Raw genomic sequence first — 16,507 nt, 5'->3', positions numbered from 1 at the left:
TCTGAAAAGAATCGTGTATTTTTCCGAACCGGCCGGGCTTGTCCCGGTCGGCTTCGTCTGTTTGAAGGACGCCATGGATGCCCGGGACGGCATCTCCCATGATCGGAAGATATGTATGAGACTGCCGCGCGAGATCGGACCCATTCACTTCGTCGGTATCGGCGGCATCGGCATGAGCGGCATTGCCGAGGTGCTGTGCAATCTCGGCTACACCGTGCAGGGCTCGGACGCCTCCGAGAATGCCAACGTCACCCGGCTGCGCGACAAGGGCATCAAGATCAGCATCGGCCACAAGGCCGAGAATGTTAACGGCGCGGACGTGATGGTGGTCTCCACCGCCATCAAGCGCGATAATCCGGAACTGGTCGCCGCGCGCGGCCTGCGCATTCCTGTCGTCCGGCGTGCCGAAATGCTGGCCGAGCTGATGCGGCTGAAAAGCTGCATCGCCATCGCGGGCACCCATGGCAAGACCACCACGACTTCGATGGTCGCGACCTTGCTCGATGCGGGGGCGCTCGATCCGACCGTCATCAACGGCGGTATCATCAATGCCTACGGTACCAATGCGCGCCTCGGCGCAGGCGAGTGGATGGTGGTCGAAGCCGACGAGAGCGACGGCACGTTCCTCAAGCTGCCGGTCGACGTCGCCATTGTCACCAATGTCGATCCCGAGCATCTCGATCACTTCAAGACGTTCGACGCCGTGCAGGAGGCATTCAAGGATTTCGTTGAAGGCGTGCCGTTCTACGGCTTCGCGGTGATGTGCATCGACCATCCGGTGGTGCAGACGCTGGTCGGCAAGATCGAGGATCGCCGCATCATCACCTACGGTGAAAATCCGCAGGCCGATGCACGGCTGGTCGATCTCGAACCGTTCAGCGGCGGCTCGAAATTCGAGGTCGAATTCCGCCACCGAAAGACCCAGGTCGGCCATCGGATTTCGGACCTCGTGCTGCCGATGCCGGGCCGTCATAACGCGCTCAACGCCACGGCGGCGATTGCCGTGGCGCACGAGATCGGAATCTCGGACGATGCGATCCGCAAGGCGCTCGCCGGCTTCGGCGGCGTGAAGCGGCGCTTCACGCGCACCGGTGAATGGAACGGTGTCACGATTATCGACGACTACGGCCATCACCCGGTGGAAATCGCCGCTGTGCTCAAGGCCGCGCGGGATTCGACCAAGGGGAAGGTGATCGCGGTGGTGCAGCCGCATCGTTACACCCGCCTGCAGTCGCTGTTCGAGGAGTTCTGCACCTGCTTCAACGATGCGGATACCGTGATCGTCGCCGATATCTACGCGGCGGGCGAAGATCCGATCCCCGGCATTGACCGCGATTCCTTCGTGCAGGGTCTTCGCGCTCACGGGCATCGCGAGGTGATCCCGCTCGATGGCGCCGACAGCCTTGCGCCGCTGGTGCGCAATATCGCGAAGAAGGATGACTTCGTGGTGTGTCTCGGTGCGGGCAATATCACGCAATGGGCCTATGCGTTGCCGGGTGAACTGAAGGCCCTAAGCTAGCGCGGGGTGCTGCGAATGGTTCTCAGCGATGAGACATGGCGCCGTCATGCCAATCCCTGGAGCGTTTGGACGCGCTATGCTGCGTTCCCGGCGCTGGTTGCGGCGATCTGGAGCCGGATGTGGCTGGACTGGTGGGCGGTTGTTCCTGTCGCCATTGTTGTCGCGTGGTTGATATGGAATCCGCGGGCGTTTCCGCCGCCGGCTTCCACCAACAATTGGGCCTCAAAGGCTGTGCTTGGTGAGCGGGTTTGGTTGGATCTCAAGCGTGACGAGATTCCATTGCATCACCGCGTCGCGCCTCGCGCGGCAACCTTGTTTTCGCTGATCGGCACAGGCGCATTGATTTGGGGGCTTGTCGTGTCGAATGCGGCCGTGACCCTTTTGGCCATGCTGCTGGTGATTGTCGCCAAGACCTGGTTTGTCGATCGCATGGTATGGTTGTTTGACGACATGAAAGACACCAAGCCGGAGTATCGTTCTTGGCTGTATTGACTTTCCCCGACATCAGCGCCGATCTGAAGTCTGCGATGCCCGATCTGCGCGGGCGATTGCTGGCGAATGAAGCCCTTGCACCTCTCACATGGTTTCGCGTCGGCGGCCCGGCGCAGATTTTGTTCACGCCCGCAGACGAGGACGATCTCGCTTACTTCCTTATGAGGCTGCCGCAGGACATTCCAGTTTACACGGTCGGTGTCGGCTCGAACCTGATCGTGCGCGACGGCGGCGTCAGTGGCGTTGTCATCCGCCTGTCGCCACGCGGATTCGGCGAGGTGAAAGCCGAGGGCGATACGGTGCGCGCGGGGACCGCCGCGCTCGACAAGCGCGTGGCGGAAGCCGCCGCTGCGGCCAATATCGGCGGGCTGGAATTCTACTTTGGGATTCCCGGCTCGATCGGCGGTGCGCTGCGCATGAATGCGGGCGCCAATGGCGGCGAGACCAAGGATGTGCTGGTCGAGGCGAGGGGCGTCACGCGCACCGGCGAGCGCGTCACCTACTCCAACGCCGATATGAAATTCGTCTATCGCAATTCAGGCGTGGATTCGTCGGTGATCTTCACCTCCGCGCTCTATCGCGGGACAGTCACCGATCCCGAGACGATCCGCGCGCGGATGCTTGAGGTGCAAAACCATCGCGAAACGGCGCAGCCGATCCGCGAGAAAACCGGCGGTTCGACTTTCAAGAATCCGCCGGGTCACAGCGCCTGGAAACTGGTCGATGCTGCAGGCATGCGCGGCTTTCGTGTCGGCGGCGCGCAGGTGTCGGAAATGCATTGCAACTTCCTGATCAACACCGGCGATGCCACCGGGCATGACATCGAAACGCTCGGCGAAACCGTGCGTGCGCGGGTGAAGGAAACTTCCGGCATCGATCTGCATTGGGAGATCAAGCGGATCGGTGTTGAGCGTTAGTCGCTCAGGGATTGCAGCGCCCTGATCGGCTCTGGCGAAACCTGAAACGTGCCGTCAAACGGATATTCCTGAAGCGCGATGATGCCGAGCGCGACAATGGCGGCCGTTGAAAACACCACGAGCGACGCAAGGAAAGCGCGCGGTTTTTCCAGATGGACCACCGCGATGGCAACCTGCGTGATTAAGCCAAGCACGATGACCACAAGCCACTTCAGGTCATTGGTGTGGTCGGCGGAGAGTGCGAGCCGGTCGCTTCGCGCGGTGCCGACGCGAAGCGTGGCCGTGAGAAGTGCGGACTGTACCGCTGCCCCGGACTCTTTCGAGATCGACGGAATGCTGACTTCATGCAGCAGGCTGTCATACGCAGCGGCGGCGGCAGGCGACAGGCGCATGGCGTTCATGGCCGGCCACTCTTCATTCACCACGGCTGATACATAGGCCTTGAGTGCAGACCGGATGGTGCGCATGTCCGATACCGAAGCCACGCTGAGCGTGTGGATGTTGCGCAATTCCCCAGCCTCGGTGTGGACCACGCGATAGGCCTGCCGTCCGCGCTCGGCAATGTCGCTGGCGAGAAAACCGGTCAAAAGCGCGAACAGGATCGCCGCGGCATTGAAGAACGGTGCGACAACTCCGGTTAGCGACTGAACAAAGCGGTTAAACGGGCGGCAGAACGCCACAATCACGAGCAGGACGATCATGCCGAAATAAAGCCCGATCAGGCACAGGAAAATTCCAGTGGGATACATGTCGAGCCATGCTCTGATCATGGAAGCGGCCTTCTTTCTCGGTTGGGTTCTGGCGCGGGATTCGCTGGCCGCGAACCTATCCGACTCGCGGTGGCTTGGTCATCGGCCCAAATCAGCGTAGGTAAGGCTCATTGGGAGAAATCATGACTCGATTCAAGCATGTCGCGGTGCTGATGGGCGGATGGTCGTCCGAACGGGAAGTCTCGTTGCGGTCGGGCAAGGCCTGCGCCGATGCGCTGGAGCGCAAGGGCTATCGTGTCACACGCATCGACGTGAAACGAGATATCGCAACGGTGCTCGATCAGGTGAAGCCGGATGCGGCGCTGGTGATGCTGCATGGCCGCCCGGGTGAGGACGGCACCATTCAGGGCGTGCTGGAGACGCTCGGGATTCCCTATTCGCATTCCGGCGTGCTGGCGTCGTCGCTGGCGATGCAGAAGGACCTTGCCAAGACCGTGATGGCGACGGCGGGGGTGCCGGTGCCGGAAGGGCTGACGCTGACGCGAGCCGAAGTCGCCAAAGGCCATGCCATGGCGCCGCCCTATGTCATCAAACCGGTGGCGGACGGCTCCAGTGTGGGGGTTTTCATCGTCACGGAATCTCATGCCCACCCCCCGCAGGAACTGTTTCGCGAGGACTGGCCCCATGGCGACCAGCTTCTGGTCGAAAAATACGTTGCAGGGAAGGAACTCACCTGCGCCGTCATCAATGGCGAGCCGACCGGGGTGATCGAGATCGTACCTTTAATTAAATTCTACGATTACGAGGCAAAGTACTCACCGGGCGCATCAAAACACATCCTGCCTGCACCTATTTTACCTTTTGTTTACCAGGAAGTCCGAAGGTTAACGCTGGCGGCGCATGTTGCGCTTGGCTGCCGGGGCGTAAGCCGTGCGGATTTCCGCTACGACGACCGCATCGAGGGTATTGGGGGATTGTCCTGCCTCGAAGTGAACACCCAACCCGGCATGACCGAGACGTCACTTGTGCCAGAGCTTGCAGCGCATGCAGGCATCACATTTGACGAGTTGGTGCAATGGATGGTGGAGGACGCCTCTCTCGGTCGTTAAGCCGGACGAGGTCCCAGTCTAATCCTCAGCAGGCCCGGGCCGCTTCCGCGGCCCAGCGTCCGCGCGCCCGCGGGCAGGAGTCTGCGCGCCGCACCGGCGTCACTGTGATTTCCCGCCAGGAAGACCCCCGCTGGATTTCCGAACTGGAGCGCCGGCGTCCGCGCGGTTTCGGTCTTGCCGCGACTGTCGTCATGCTGCTTGGCGCTGTCGTTCTCGGTGTGACCAAGGGCGGACACACCGACGATGTGCTCGGGGCCTTGAGCGATACCCGCAATGCCGCGGCCAATGCGCTGGGCTTCCGCATCACCAGCGTCGCGATCACCGGCCGCAAGCAGCTCACGCAGGACGAAATCCTCGCGGTCGGCGGCGTCAACGGGCGCTCCTCGCTGCTGTTTCTCGATGCCGCCGCGGCGCGCGACAAGCTGAAGGCTGATCCGTGGATCGCCGATGCCACGGTGCAGAAGCTGTATCCGGGCGCGTTGCAGATCGACATCACCGAGCGTTCGCCGTTCGCACTCTGGCAGGAGAACGGCCGTGTGTCCGTGATCTCGTCCGATGGCACGGTGCTCGAGCCTTATGTGGCGCGGCGCTTCGTGTCGCTGCCGCTGGTGGTGGGCAAGGGTGCTGAAACCCGCGCCAAGGATTTCCTCAGCCTGCTGGCGCAATATCCGCAGGTGAAGGCGCAGGTGAAGGCCATCGTGTTTGTCGGCGAGCGCCGCTGGAATTTGCGCCTGGCGGACGGCATCGACGTCCGGCTGCCGGAATTCGAGGTCGAGAAGGCGCTGGCGACCCTGTCCAAGATGGACAAGGAGACCGGACTGTTCTCGCGCGACATCACCGCCATCGACATGCGGCTGCCCGACCGGCTGACTGTCCGCCTGTCGGAAGAGGCGGCGAAAGCGCGCAACGACCTGCTCAAGGACAAGAAAACCCCGAAGAAGGCTGGAAGCGCATGACCAGTCTCGATGGCGTACAGACCCCGAAGACCCGGCAGATGCCGCCGAACAAGACGGCGCTTGTGGCCGCGCTCGACATCGGCACCAGCAAGATCGCCTGTCTGATTGCGCGGCTGAAGCCATGCGCCCCGAGCGATGCGCTGCGCGGGCGGACCCATGCGGTCGAACTGATCGGCCTGAGCCACATCCAGTCGCGCGGCGTCAAGGCCGGCGCCGTGGTCGATCTCAACGAATGCGAGCAGGCTGTGCGCCAGGCCGTGGCGCTGGCCGAGCGGATGGCGAAAGTCCGCGTCGAGTCGGTGTTGCTGTCGGTCTCCGCCGGCCGTCTGCAGGGCGCCATGGTCGAGGCCTCCTCGGAATTGCGCGGCGGCGGCGTGACGCCTGCCGACATGAGCCGCGTCATCAGTGCCGGCATGCATCATGCGACGCCACATGGTCGCACCGTTCTCCATGTCCTGCCAGCGACCTACTCGCTGGACGGCGTCAAGGGCGTGCGCGATCCGAGCGGCATGGTCGCCCGCCATTTCGGCATCGACATGAATGTCATGACCGCCGACGCCACCGCGGCGAAAAACCTGATGCTGGTGGTCGAGCGCTGCCATCTCAATGTCGAGGCGATGGCCGCCGCTCCTTATGTCTCCGGCCTGTCGGTCCTGACCGACGATGAAGCCGATCTCGGCGCGGCCGTGGTCGAGATGGGCGCGGGCACCACGACGATCGCGACCTATTCGGCCGGGCAGTGCGTGCATGCCAGCGGGTTCGCAGTCGGCGGACAGCATGTGACAATGGATTTGGCGCGCGGACTTGGGGCTTGCGTTGCGGATGCCGAGCGAATCAAGACGTTATATGGCACGGTGCTGACGGGTGGGTCTGACTCGCGCGAAGTCATGAGCGTGCCGACAGTAGGTGGTCACGACGGTGACGCGCCGCAGATTGTTTCCCGCGCCACGATTGCAAACATCGTGAAGCAGCGGGTCGAGGAGATTTTTGAGATGGTCAGGGACCGGCTCGCGGATTCCCCCTTTGCGGCAGAGCCGCGGGCGCGAGTGGTGCTGACAGGCGGGGCTTCGCAGCTCACCGGCATCCCCGATCTCGCCAGCCGCATTCTGGGCCGCGAGGTCCGCATCGGCCGCCCGCTCGGTTTCTCGCGGCTGCCCAACGAGGCCAAGAGCGCATCCTTCGCGGTGTCGACCGGCCTGCTGGTCTATCCGCAATTCGCACATCTAGAACACGTCGAACCGCGGCACACGCGGCAACTTGTGACAGGGACCAACGGCTACTTCGGAAAGGTCGGCAGATGGCTTCGAGAGGGCTTCTGATGATCTCAACACCGGATCGGACCAATTCATCAACCGCTTTGGCGTGCAGCCCAAGCCCCCACGCGCGCGCATAATCGAGAGGCACCCATGACCATCAATCTCACCCCCCCTGATGTACGCGAGCTGAGGCCCCGCATCACCGTGTTCGGTGTGGGCGGAGCGGGCGGCAACGCGGTCAACAACATGATCACCGCCGGGCTGCAGGGCGTTGATTTCGTCGTCGCCAACACCGACGCGCAGGCCCTGACCATGTCGAAGGCCGAGCGCATCGTGCAGATGGGCACGCAGGTCACCCAGGGTCTTGGCGCGGGTTCGCAGCCGGACGTGGGCGCCGCCGCCGCGCAGGAAGTGATCGACGAGATCAAGGACCATCTCACGGGCGCGAACATGGTGTTCGTCACCGCCGGCATGGGCGGCGGCACCGGCACTGGCGCAGCTCCCGTGATCGCCGCCACCGCGCGCGAGATGGGCATCCTCACCGTCGGCGTCGTGACCAAGCCCTTCCACTTTGAAGGCCAGCGCCGCATGCGCACCGCCGAAGCCGGTATCACCGAGCTGCAGAAGGTGGTCGATACGCTGCTGATCATCCCGAACCAGAACCTGTTCCGCGTCGCCAACGAGAAGACGACCTTCGCCGACGCCTTCGCGATGGCCGACCAGGTGCTTTACTCGGGCGTTGCCTGCATCACCGACCTGATGGTCAAGGAAGGCCTCATCAACCTCGACTTCGCCGACGTCCGCGCCGTGATGCGCGAAATGGGCAAGGCGATGATGGGCACCGGCGAATCGACCGGCGAGAAGCGCGCCCTGACCGCGGCGGAAGCCGCGATTGCCAACCCGCTGATCGACGATTCGTCGATGAGGGGCGCCAAGGGCCTGCTGATCTCGATCACCGGCGGCAAGGACCTCACCCTGTTCGAGGTCGACGAAGCCGCGACCCGCATCCGCGAGGAAGTCGACAGCGACGCCAACATCATTGTCGGCGCGACCTTCGACGAAAGCCTCGACGGCGTGATCCGCGTGTCGGTGGTCGCCACCGGCATCGACGCCGTGGCCGCCACCCGCGCGGCTACGCCTCCGGTCACCACGGCCGGTGCGCCGGAAAGCCGCCTTGCCGAACTGACCGCACGTCTGCGCGCTGACAACCAGCGCATGCAGGAACGCGCCCAGCAGCAGAAGCAGGCTGTCGCCGCGGCGCCTGCGCCGGTTCGTGCCACTGCCGACCAGATCGACCGCGCGGCGCTCGCCGCGATCGCGGAAGCGGTTGCGCCGTCGGCTCCGGCCCCGGCTCCAATGCAGCCCGCCGCCTATGGCGACGTCAGCGTGCGTCCGATCCCGCCGAAGCCCTCGCTGTTTCCGGATCACGAAGAGCCGATGAACCTGCAGGAAGCAGCGCCCCCGTCGTCCTTCATTCCGCAGCAGGCGGAGCGGATGCCGATGCGCGCGCCGCGCATGCCGCAGTTCGAGGAATTGCCGGTACCGGCCCAGAACCAGATCCGGCAGGCCCGCGGTGAAGCCACCGAGGAGCATCCGCCGCAGAAGCGCGCGTCGCTGCTGCAGCGTCTTGCCAATGTCGGCCTCGGCCGCCGTGACGAAGAGAGCGAGCCGCCGATTGCGGCCCGTGCCTCGGGTCCGGCCATGGCGCCGATGCCTCCGCTCCCCGAGCGCAAGCCGCAGCGTCCCGTTCCGGCCGAGTTCGGTGGGTCCGGTGCTCCGGTATCCGAGTATGCACGCCGTCCGGCTCCGCAGGGCCTTGATTCGCATGGCCGTCCGGCTCCGGTCGCGCCGCAGGGCGGTGCCGAGGACCATCTGGATATCCCCGCCTTTCTGCGGCGGCAGGCCAACTAAGCTCTGTTACAATCCGTGAATGTCTCAATGCCCCGGCCAAAAGCCGGGGCATTTTGCTGGAAACCCTTCGGGTCCACTGACCTGTAAATTAAATATTTGTTTTTGCTGGTAAAATATGCCAACTGCAGCCGCGCTGACGCGCTCGTGGGCGGCGGTTTCGGCGAGCAATTGGGCCAGACCGGCGGCACGAATGCGGCGAGTTTGGGGTAACAATCTGTAAACAAGCGTGAGTAGCGCTCTCACGCGTAAGGGTTAAGGTCTGTCCACTTGGGGACGATCCTTTGTCGCGGCGCCGGCCAACAGGCGAAACCAGTTTGGTTACAGCGGCTTGGATGACTGAACTTTTGGGCAAGCGGGAATGAAATCCAGTCGGCAGACAACGCTCCGGTCGCACGTCACCGTGACGGGTATCGGCGTTCATTCCGGAACTCCGGCCAGTGTCACAATCGGACCGGCCGAGATCAATGCCGGCTTCATTTTCATCCGCAGCGGCGATGATCGCGAAATCGCGGCCACCACGTCGTCTGTTGTTGCGACCGACTTTGCCACCGTGCTCGGCGACCACGAAGGTCCGCTGGTTTCCACCGCAGAACACGTTCTGGCCGCGTTGCGCGGCATGGGCGTCGACAACGCCACCATCGAAGTCGACGGACCGGAAATTCCGATCATGGATGGCAGCGCCGCGCCGTTTGTCGATGCGATTGATCAGGCGGGTGTCGTGCAGCAGAACGCGCCACGCCGGTTCATCGAAATCCTGAAGACCGTGCAGGTCACGCTCGGCGAATCGTGCGGTGAACTCCGCCCGCATGCCGGCGGCTTCCGCGCCGAACTCGAGATTGACTTCGTCAACACGCCGATCGGCCGTCAGGCCTATGCATTCGATCTGTCCGCGGACAGCTTCCGCCGCGACATCTGCCGCGCCCGCACCTTCGGCCGCATGGGCGACGTCAACAAGCTCTGGAGCGCAGGCTTCGCCCTTGGCGCCTCGCTGGACAATTCCGTCGTGGTCGACGAGACCCGCGTCCTCAACACCGAGGGCCTGCGCTACGCCGATGAATGCGTTCGCCACAAGGTGCTCGACGTCGTGGGCGATCTCGCGCTGGCAGGACTGCCGCTGCTCGGCCTCTACCGCTCGGTTCGTGGCGGCCACAAGCTGAACCACGCCGTGCTGACCGCGCTGATGGCCGACCGTCATGCCTGGCGGGTGGTGGAAGCCACCGAGCCGGTGCTCGAACGTCCCGTTGTTGCGCGCCGTGCGCGTGGCCACGCCGATGTCGCCGGCGGCATGGTGGCCGTTGCTTTCGCCCCGGATGTGTCCTGAACCCCGGCCGTCCGGCGGGTTTCGGAACCCCGGATCAGACCGGTTTGCCGCTTAACCACACCACCGTTGCGCTGGCCAAACCCGCCTTAATCCCGGCGAATTGTCCTCCTATCCGGTTGGTTAAGGACCGTTTTTCAGTTACATAGGCGCGCTGGACGAGCCTTTAGACTGCTTGTGCCGCGACGCGGCGGCAGACATGTCAGCAACCCAGAGCCGGTGGTCGGTTGATCCCGTGTCGGATTTCAAATTCAGGTCGGCCCAACGCATGATGCTCGAACCGCGCAAGATTTCCGGCCCATTTCTCATGAGCCGCCTTGGCCGTCAGGTGCGCCTTGCGCTCGGGCTGACGCTGCTCGCCGTGCCGCTCAGTGGATGCGGCACCGGTGCGCTCTGGGACAAGTTCATGGCGAAGGAAGAGACCTTCGTCGATGAGCCTGCGGACAAGCTCTACAATGAGGGCCTGTACCTCATGAACAAGAAGGGCGACCGCAAGTCCGCGATGAAGAAGTTTGAGGAAGTGGATCGCCAGCATCCATATTCCGAGTGGGCGCGCAAATCGTTGCTGATGTCGGCCTATGCCGCCTACGAAAACGGCGACTACGACGAGTGCATCTCCTCCGCGAACCGTTACGTGGCGCTGCACCCCGGCAGCCCGGATGCGGCTTACGCGCAGTACCTGATCGCGGCGTCGAATTTCGACCAGATTCCGGACATCTCGCGCGATCAGGGCCGCACCGAAAAATCCATCGCAGCGCTTGAGGAAGTGATCCGCAAGTATCCGACCTCGGAATACGCCACCAGCGCCAAGCGGAAGATCGAAGCGGCCCGCGACCAGCTCGCCGGCAAGGAAATGAATATCGGCCGCTACTACATGGACAAGAAGGACTACACGGCCGCGATCAACCGCTTCAAGGTGGTGGTGACGCAGTACCAGACCACGCGCCATGTCGAGGAAGCGCTCGCCCGCCTGACGGAAGCCTATATGTCCATCGGCATTGTTCCGGAAGCCCAGACGGCGGCAGCCGTTCTTGGCCACAACTTTCCTGACAGCCGCTGGTACAAAGACGCCTACAATCTTGTAAAGTCCGGCGGTGTCGAACCGGCGGCCAACAAGGATTCGTGGATTACCCGCGCATTCAAGAAGGTCGGCCTCGGCTGATTTCTTCCTGCAGGACTAATTCCGCATGCTGGCCCGGCTTTCGATCCGCGACATCGTCCTGATCGAGCGGCTCGATATTGATTTCCTGAACGGCCTTGCCGTGCTCACCGGCGAAACCGGCGCGGGCAAATCCATTCTGCTCGACGCTTTCGCACTGGCGCTTGGCGGGCGCGGCGACGCCAGCCTTGTCCGTCATGGCGCGGAGCAGGGCCAGGTGACGGCGGTGTTCGATGTTCCGAAGAAGCACCCCGCCAGCGCCATTCTGCGCGAGAACGGCCTCGACGACACCGGCGAGATGATCCTGCGCCGTGTCCAGTTCGCCGACGGCCGCACCCGGGCCTTCCTCAACGATCAGACCATCAGCGTCCAGACGCTGAAAGCACTCGGCGCGACGCTGGTTGAAATCCATGGCCAGCATGACGAACGCGCGCTGGTGGACACCGCCACGCACCGCCGCCTGCTGGATGCGTTCGCAGGACTTGAGAAAGATGTCAGTGCCGTCGAGGCGCTGTGGGAGGCGCGCCGCACCGCGCGCACGGCTCTCGATGAGCATCGCGCCGGAATGGAGCGCGCCGCGCGCGAGGCGGATTATCTGCGCCATGCGTCCGAGGAGCTGAAGACGCTCAATCCGCAGGAGGGCGAGGAAACGTCGCTGGCGGAACGTCGCACCACCATGATGCAGGGCGAGAAGATCGCCGAGGATTTGCGCGAGGCGCAGGCCGCCGTCGGTGGTCCGGGGTCACCGGTGTCATCGCTCGCGGCCGCCGTGCGCCGTCTCGAACGCCGCGCGGGCAGTGCGCCGTCACTGATCGAGCCTGCGGTGAAAGCGATGGATGCCGCGATCAACGCGCTCGAAGAGGCCGATCAGCATTTGAATGCAGCACTGATCGCCGCCGATTTCGATCCGCATGAACTTGAACGTATCGAGGAACGATTGTTCGCCCTGCGCGGCGCGGCGCGGAAATATTCGACGCCGGTGGATGAACTGGCTGCCCTGGCGCAGCGTTATGCGGCGGATGTCGCGCTGATCGACGCCGGCGCGGATCAGCTCAAGGTTCTGGAGAAGGCTGCTGCCGCTGCCGACAAGGCTTACGATGCGGCCGCGCAGAAGCTGTCAGCCGCTCGCGCGAAGTCGTCCGAGAAGCTGAACAAGGCGGTCAATTCCGAACTCGCGCCGCTCAAGCTGGAACGCGCAAAATTCACCACGCAGATTGAGAGCGACGCTGCGTCGCCGGGTCCGCAGGGGTTCGACCGCGTCGAATTCTGGGTGCAGACCAATCCGGGCACCAGGCCGGGCCCGCTGATGAAGGTCGCGTCCGGCGGCGAACTCTCGCGCTTCCTGCTGGCGCTGAAGGTGGTGCTGTCGGATCGCGGCTCCGCGCCGACCCTGGTGTTCGACGAAATCGATACCGGTGTGGGCGGCGCCGTGGCCGACGCCATCGGCGCGCGGCTGGCGCGGCTGGCCGAGAAGGTTCAGGTCATGGCCGTAACCCATGCGCCGCAGGTGGCGGCACGGGCGGACCAGCATTTGCTGATCTCCAAGGATGCCCTCGACAAGGGCAAGCGTGTCGCGACGCGGGTGGCGACCTTGGCGAAGGATCATCGCCGCGAGGAAATCGCGCGCATGCTGGCGGGTGCGGAAATCACCGCCGAGGCGCGCGCTGCGGCGGACCGGCTGCTTAAAGCTGCGACGGCGTGATGCGTGATGGCCGCGAAACCGAAAAAAACACCTGTCGCTGTCGACAAGCTGACCGAGACACAGGCCAAGGTCGAACTCGTGCGGCTTGCTCTCGAGATCGAGCGTCATAACGAGGCCTATTACAACGCAGACGCGCCGAAAATTTCCGACGCGGCCTACGATGAACTGCGCAAGCGCAGCGATGCCATCGAGGCGCGGTTTCCGGGGCTGGTCACGCGAGACTCGCCGTCGCAGAAGGTGGGCGCCGCGCCATCCGGACGGTTCGCGAAAGCACCGCATGCCGTTCCGATGCTGTCGCTGGGCAACGCCTTCACCGACGAGGACGTCACTGACTTTGTCGATCGCGTGCGGCGCTTTCTGAAGCTGGGCGACGACGATATTCCGGCCATTGTCGCCGAGCCGAAGATTGATGGCCTGTCGCTTTCCCTGCGCTACGAAGACGGCGATCTGGTGCGCGGCGCGACGCGCGGCGACGGTTTCACCGGCGAGGATGTGACCGCCAATGTGCGCACCATCGCCGACATTCCGCACAAGTTGAAGGGCCGCAACATTCCCGCCGTCTGCGAAATCCGCGGCGAAGTCTACATGCTCAAGAAGGACTTCCTCGCGCTGAACAAGCGGCAGGCGGAAGCCGAGGACACGGTGTTCGCCAACCCGCGCAACTCGGCGGCCGGCTCGCTGCGCCAGAAGGATGTGTCGATCACCGCGTCGCGTCCGCTTAAATTCTTCGCTTATGCCTGGGGCGAGATGAGCGAGATGCCAGCCAAGACCCAGTTCAAGATGATTGAATGGATCGACAAGGCGGGGTTCGTCACCAATCCGCTGACGACGCTATGTGACAGTGTCGACGAGGTCTTGAAGTTCTACCGGAAGATCGAAACCCAGCGCGCCAAGCTCGGCTATGATATCGACGGCGTGGTCTACAAGGTCGACCGGCTCGATTGGCAGGAGCGGCTCGGTTTCGTGTCGCGCAGTCCAAGATGGGCGATCGCGCACAAGTTTGCCGCCGAGCAGGCAACCACTGTTCTCAACGACATCGAAATCCAGGTCGGCCGCACCGGTGCGTTGACGCCGGTGGCGAAGCTCGCGCCGGTCACGGTGGGCGGCGTTGCGGTGCAGAACGCGACGCTGCACAACGAAGACTACATCAAGGGCATCGGCAATGACGGCCAGCCGATCCGAGACGGTGTCGATATCCGCGTCGGCGATACGGTGGTGGTGCAACGCGCGGGCGATGTGATCCCGCAGATTGTCAGCGTTGTCCTCGACAAGCGACCGAAGGATGCCAAGCCCTACAAGTTTCCGACGGTGTGCCCCGCTTGCGGCAGCCATGCGGTGCGCGAGGAAGATCCAAAAACAGGCCGTCCGGATTCGGTGCGCCGCTGCACCAATTCGTTGGCTTGCCCGGCGCAGGTGAAAGAGCGGCTGAAGCATTTCGTCGCCCGCAACGCATTCGACATCGACGGGCTGGGCGACAAGCAGATCGAGGAATTCTTCACCGACGGTCTGGTGATGTCGCCCGCCGATATTTTCACGCTCGAGAAGCGTGATGCGCGCGCGCAAAAGAAGCTGGCCGACCGCGAAGGCTATGGCACGACGTCGGTGCGCAACCTGTTCGCGGCGATCGACGCGCGCCGCACCATCGCGCTGCCTCGCTTTATCTTCGCGCTCGGCATCCGCCATGTCGGCGAGGGTAACGCCAAGCTGCTGGCGCGGCACTATGGAACGGTCGAAGCGTTCCGCGCGGCCATGATCGCGGCGGGCGAGGGCGAGGACTCCGAAGCCTATCGCGACCTCAATGGCATCGAGGGTGTCGGGACCGTTGTCGCCAACGCGCTGGTCGAGTTCTTCAAGGAGCCGCACAGCGTCAAGGCGGTGGACGATCTGCTGGACGAGATCACCGTGCAGCCTGCGGAAAAGGCGAGGACCGATTCCCCCATCGCCGGAAAAATCGTTGTGTTCACCGGCTCGCTGGAAAAGTTCACCCGCGATGAAGCCAAGGCCACGGCGGAGCGGTTGGGCGCGAAGGCATCGGGTTCAGTGTCGAAGAAGACCGATTACGTGGTCGCAGGGCCCAGTGCCGGCTCGAAGCTCGCCGAAGCCAACAAACTCGGCGTCAAGGTCCTGACCGAAGACGAATGGCTCGCGATGGTCGGTGGAAGCTAAATCAGTCCCGTCTCTTCCGCTTCGGCCTCAACAATCTTCTCTGTCGTCACCGCGACGTGCGTGCGCGGAACCAGCAGCACGATCACCACCGCGCATGATGCAGAGACAATCAAGATTGCGATGTTGAGCGGCAGCGGCGTTGTGAACTGACCGCCGAGAAACGCGCCGAGCTGCGAGCAGAGCGAGCCGAAGCCCATCTGCAGGAAGCCCATGGCGCCGGCCGCCGTGCCCGCCGCCTGCGGGCGGATGCTGATCGCGCCGGCCGACGCATTGGCCATCGCGAAGGCATTGCCGAACATCACGATCATATGGGTGCCGAACAGCCATGACGGCGTCTGGTTTAGACCGGTGAAGCCCCAAATGACATTGAGGACCGATCCGGCGATCTGCAGCGCGATCCCGAGCCAGATCATCCGGTCGATGCCGTGACGCGGCGACAGCCGCACCGAGGCCAGATTGCCGAGCAGATAGGCGAGGCCCGATGTGGCGAACCACAATCCGTATTCCGCGGTCGAACGGCCCATCTGGTTGACCACGATGTAAGGGCCGCCGCCAGCGAAGGTGAAGATGATCGCCGAGGCGAGCATCTGGCACAGGACATAGCCGAAGAACACGCGGCTGGCGGACAGCGCACGTACATCCTTGAAAAATCCGCTGTCCTCTGTCGAGACCCGAGCGGGCCGTGTTTCCGGCAGACCCAGGGCGATGCCTACGGTGATGACGATCGACGTCGCCGCCATGAAGTAGAAGATCGCGCGCCAGCCGAAGCTGGTTTCCAGAAGGCCGCCAATCAGCGGGCTGAGAAGCTGCGCGATCATCATCACGGCTATCACCAGGCTGATCATGCCGCCGACGCGCTCGCGCGGATAAAGATCGCGGATGACCGCGCGGCTCATCACCATCCCGGTGGCGCCGCCCAGCGCCTGCAGGAAGCGTCCTGCGATAAGCTGCGGCAGGGTTTCCGCGAACATGCAGATGATGGTGGCGATCACTGCCAGCCCGAATCCGCCGAGCAGGACGGGGCGGCGGCCGAAACGATCCGACAGCGATCCGGTTACCAGTTGCGAGATCGCAAGGCCCACCATGAACAGCGACACGTTGAGCTGAACGGCGGAGACGTCGCTGCCGAGGGTCTTGGCCAGGATCGGAAGCGCGGGCACGAGGATGTAGAGCGAGACCGGCGCGAGACCGTTCATCGCCACCAGCATCAGCAGCAGTTTCCACGCGGCGGGCGGCGCTGCCTTTGTGGCGGAGAATTCGGTCTTCGGGTGGGTCACGTTGTCCGGACTCTG

At 63.6% G+C, this 16,507-nt stretch carries 13 protein-coding genes; 11 read left to right on the top strand and 2 right to left on the bottom strand.

What is annotated here, in order from left to right:
• Positions 1-115: 115 nt before the first annotated feature.
• The 3 genes from murC to murB are packed head-to-tail and all read left to right on the top strand — an operon-like array spanning position 116 to position 2,928.
• Positions 116-1,519, top strand: a complete 1,404-nt coding sequence (gene murC, locus HMPREF9696_RS10155) for a UDP-N-acetylmuramate--L-alanine ligase (protein ID WP_040301962.1) — start codon at positions 116-118, stop codon at positions 1,517-1,519.
• Between the two features lie 15 nt (positions 1,520-1,534).
• The gene (locus tag HMPREF9696_RS10150; protein ID WP_002712904.1) at positions 1,535-2,011 is read left to right on the top strand and encodes a DUF6653 family protein; all 477 of its coding nucleotides are present in this window, start codon (positions 1,535-1,537) and stop codon (positions 2,009-2,011) included.
• Positions 2,008-2,928, top strand: coding sequence for a UDP-N-acetylmuramate dehydrogenase (gene murB / locus HMPREF9696_RS10145; protein WP_040301353.1), 921 nt, complete (start codon positions 2,008-2,010; stop codon positions 2,926-2,928). The genes HMPREF9696_RS10150 and murB overlap by 4 nt, the downstream gene beginning before the upstream one ends.
• Here the strand turns inward: murB and HMPREF9696_RS10140 are convergent.
• The gene (locus HMPREF9696_RS10140) at positions 2,925-3,698 is read right to left on the bottom strand and encodes a bestrophin-like domain (protein ID WP_002712902.1); all 774 of its coding nucleotides are present in this window, start codon (positions 3,696-3,698) and stop codon (positions 2,925-2,927) included. The two genes, murB and HMPREF9696_RS10140, sit on opposite strands and share 4 nt — an antisense overlap.
• Positions 3,699-3,820: 122 nt before the next feature.
• On the opposite strand from HMPREF9696_RS10140, the gene HMPREF9696_RS10135 reads away from it, so the two are divergent.
• The 8 genes from HMPREF9696_RS10135 (at position 3,821) to ligA (ending at position 15,215) form a co-directional block, all read left to right on the top strand.
• The gene (locus HMPREF9696_RS10135) at positions 3,821-4,747 is read left to right on the top strand and encodes a D-alanine--D-alanine ligase (RefSeq protein ID WP_002712901.1); all 927 of its coding nucleotides are present in this window, start codon (positions 3,821-3,823) and stop codon (positions 4,745-4,747) included.
• Positions 4,714-5,703, top strand: a complete 990-nt coding sequence (locus HMPREF9696_RS10130; protein WP_002712900.1) for a cell division protein FtsQ/DivIB — start codon at positions 4,714-4,716, stop codon at positions 5,701-5,703. Before HMPREF9696_RS10135 ends, HMPREF9696_RS10130 begins: the two co-directional genes overlap by 34 nt.
• Positions 5,700-7,022: a cell division protein FtsA gene (ftsA, locus tag HMPREF9696_RS10125; RefSeq protein ID WP_002712899.1), complete on the top strand. Its 1,323-nt coding sequence runs from the start codon at positions 5,700-5,702 to the stop codon at positions 7,020-7,022. The genes HMPREF9696_RS10130 and ftsA overlap by 4 nt, the downstream gene beginning before the upstream one ends.
• An 87-nt stretch (positions 7,023-7,109) precedes the next feature.
• Positions 7,110-8,870, top strand: a complete 1,761-nt coding sequence (gene ftsZ, locus HMPREF9696_RS10120; RefSeq protein WP_002712898.1) for a cell division protein FtsZ — start codon at positions 7,110-7,112, stop codon at positions 8,868-8,870.
• A gap of 358 nt (positions 8,871-9,228) precedes the next feature.
• Positions 9,229-10,191 (top strand): UDP-3-O-acyl-N-acetylglucosamine deacetylase, encoded by a 963-nt coding sequence (gene lpxC, locus HMPREF9696_RS10115; RefSeq protein WP_002712897.1) that lies wholly within the window; start codon positions 9,229-9,231, stop codon positions 10,189-10,191.
• A 265-nt stretch (positions 10,192-10,456) separates the two neighbouring features.
• Positions 10,457-11,350 carry an outer membrane protein assembly factor BamD gene (locus HMPREF9696_RS10110; RefSeq protein ID WP_002712896.1) on the top strand — a complete coding sequence of 298 codons (894 nt, stop codon included), beginning with the start codon at positions 10,457-10,459 and terminating at the stop codon, positions 11,348-11,350.
• 25 nt (positions 11,351-11,375) lie between these two features.
• The gene (recN, locus tag HMPREF9696_RS10105) at positions 11,376-13,049 is read left to right on the top strand and encodes a DNA repair protein RecN (protein WP_002712895.1); all 1,674 of its coding nucleotides are present in this window, start codon (positions 11,376-11,378) and stop codon (positions 13,047-13,049) included.
• Positions 13,050-13,055: 6 nt separating this feature from the next.
• Positions 13,056-15,215: an NAD-dependent DNA ligase LigA gene (ligA, locus tag HMPREF9696_RS10100; protein ID WP_002712894.1), complete on the top strand. Its 2,160-nt coding sequence runs from the start codon at positions 13,056-13,058 to the stop codon at positions 15,213-15,215.
• Here ligA and HMPREF9696_RS10095 read toward each other — a convergent pair.
• Positions 15,212-16,492 carry a multidrug effflux MFS transporter gene (locus HMPREF9696_RS10095; RefSeq protein ID WP_002712893.1) on the bottom strand — a complete coding sequence of 427 codons (1,281 nt, stop codon included), beginning with the start codon at positions 16,490-16,492 and terminating at the stop codon, positions 15,212-15,214. The genes ligA and HMPREF9696_RS10095 overlap by 4 nt on opposite strands.
• Between the last annotated feature and the right edge of the window lie 15 nt (positions 16,493-16,507).

Origin of the sequence: Afipia clevelandensis ATCC 49720 (assembly GCF_000336555.1) — a bacterium.
GTDB lineage: Bacteria > Pseudomonadota > Alphaproteobacteria > Rhizobiales > Xanthobacteraceae > Afipia > Afipia clevelandensis.
This window is presented reverse-complemented; position numbering and strand designations above follow the sequence as displayed.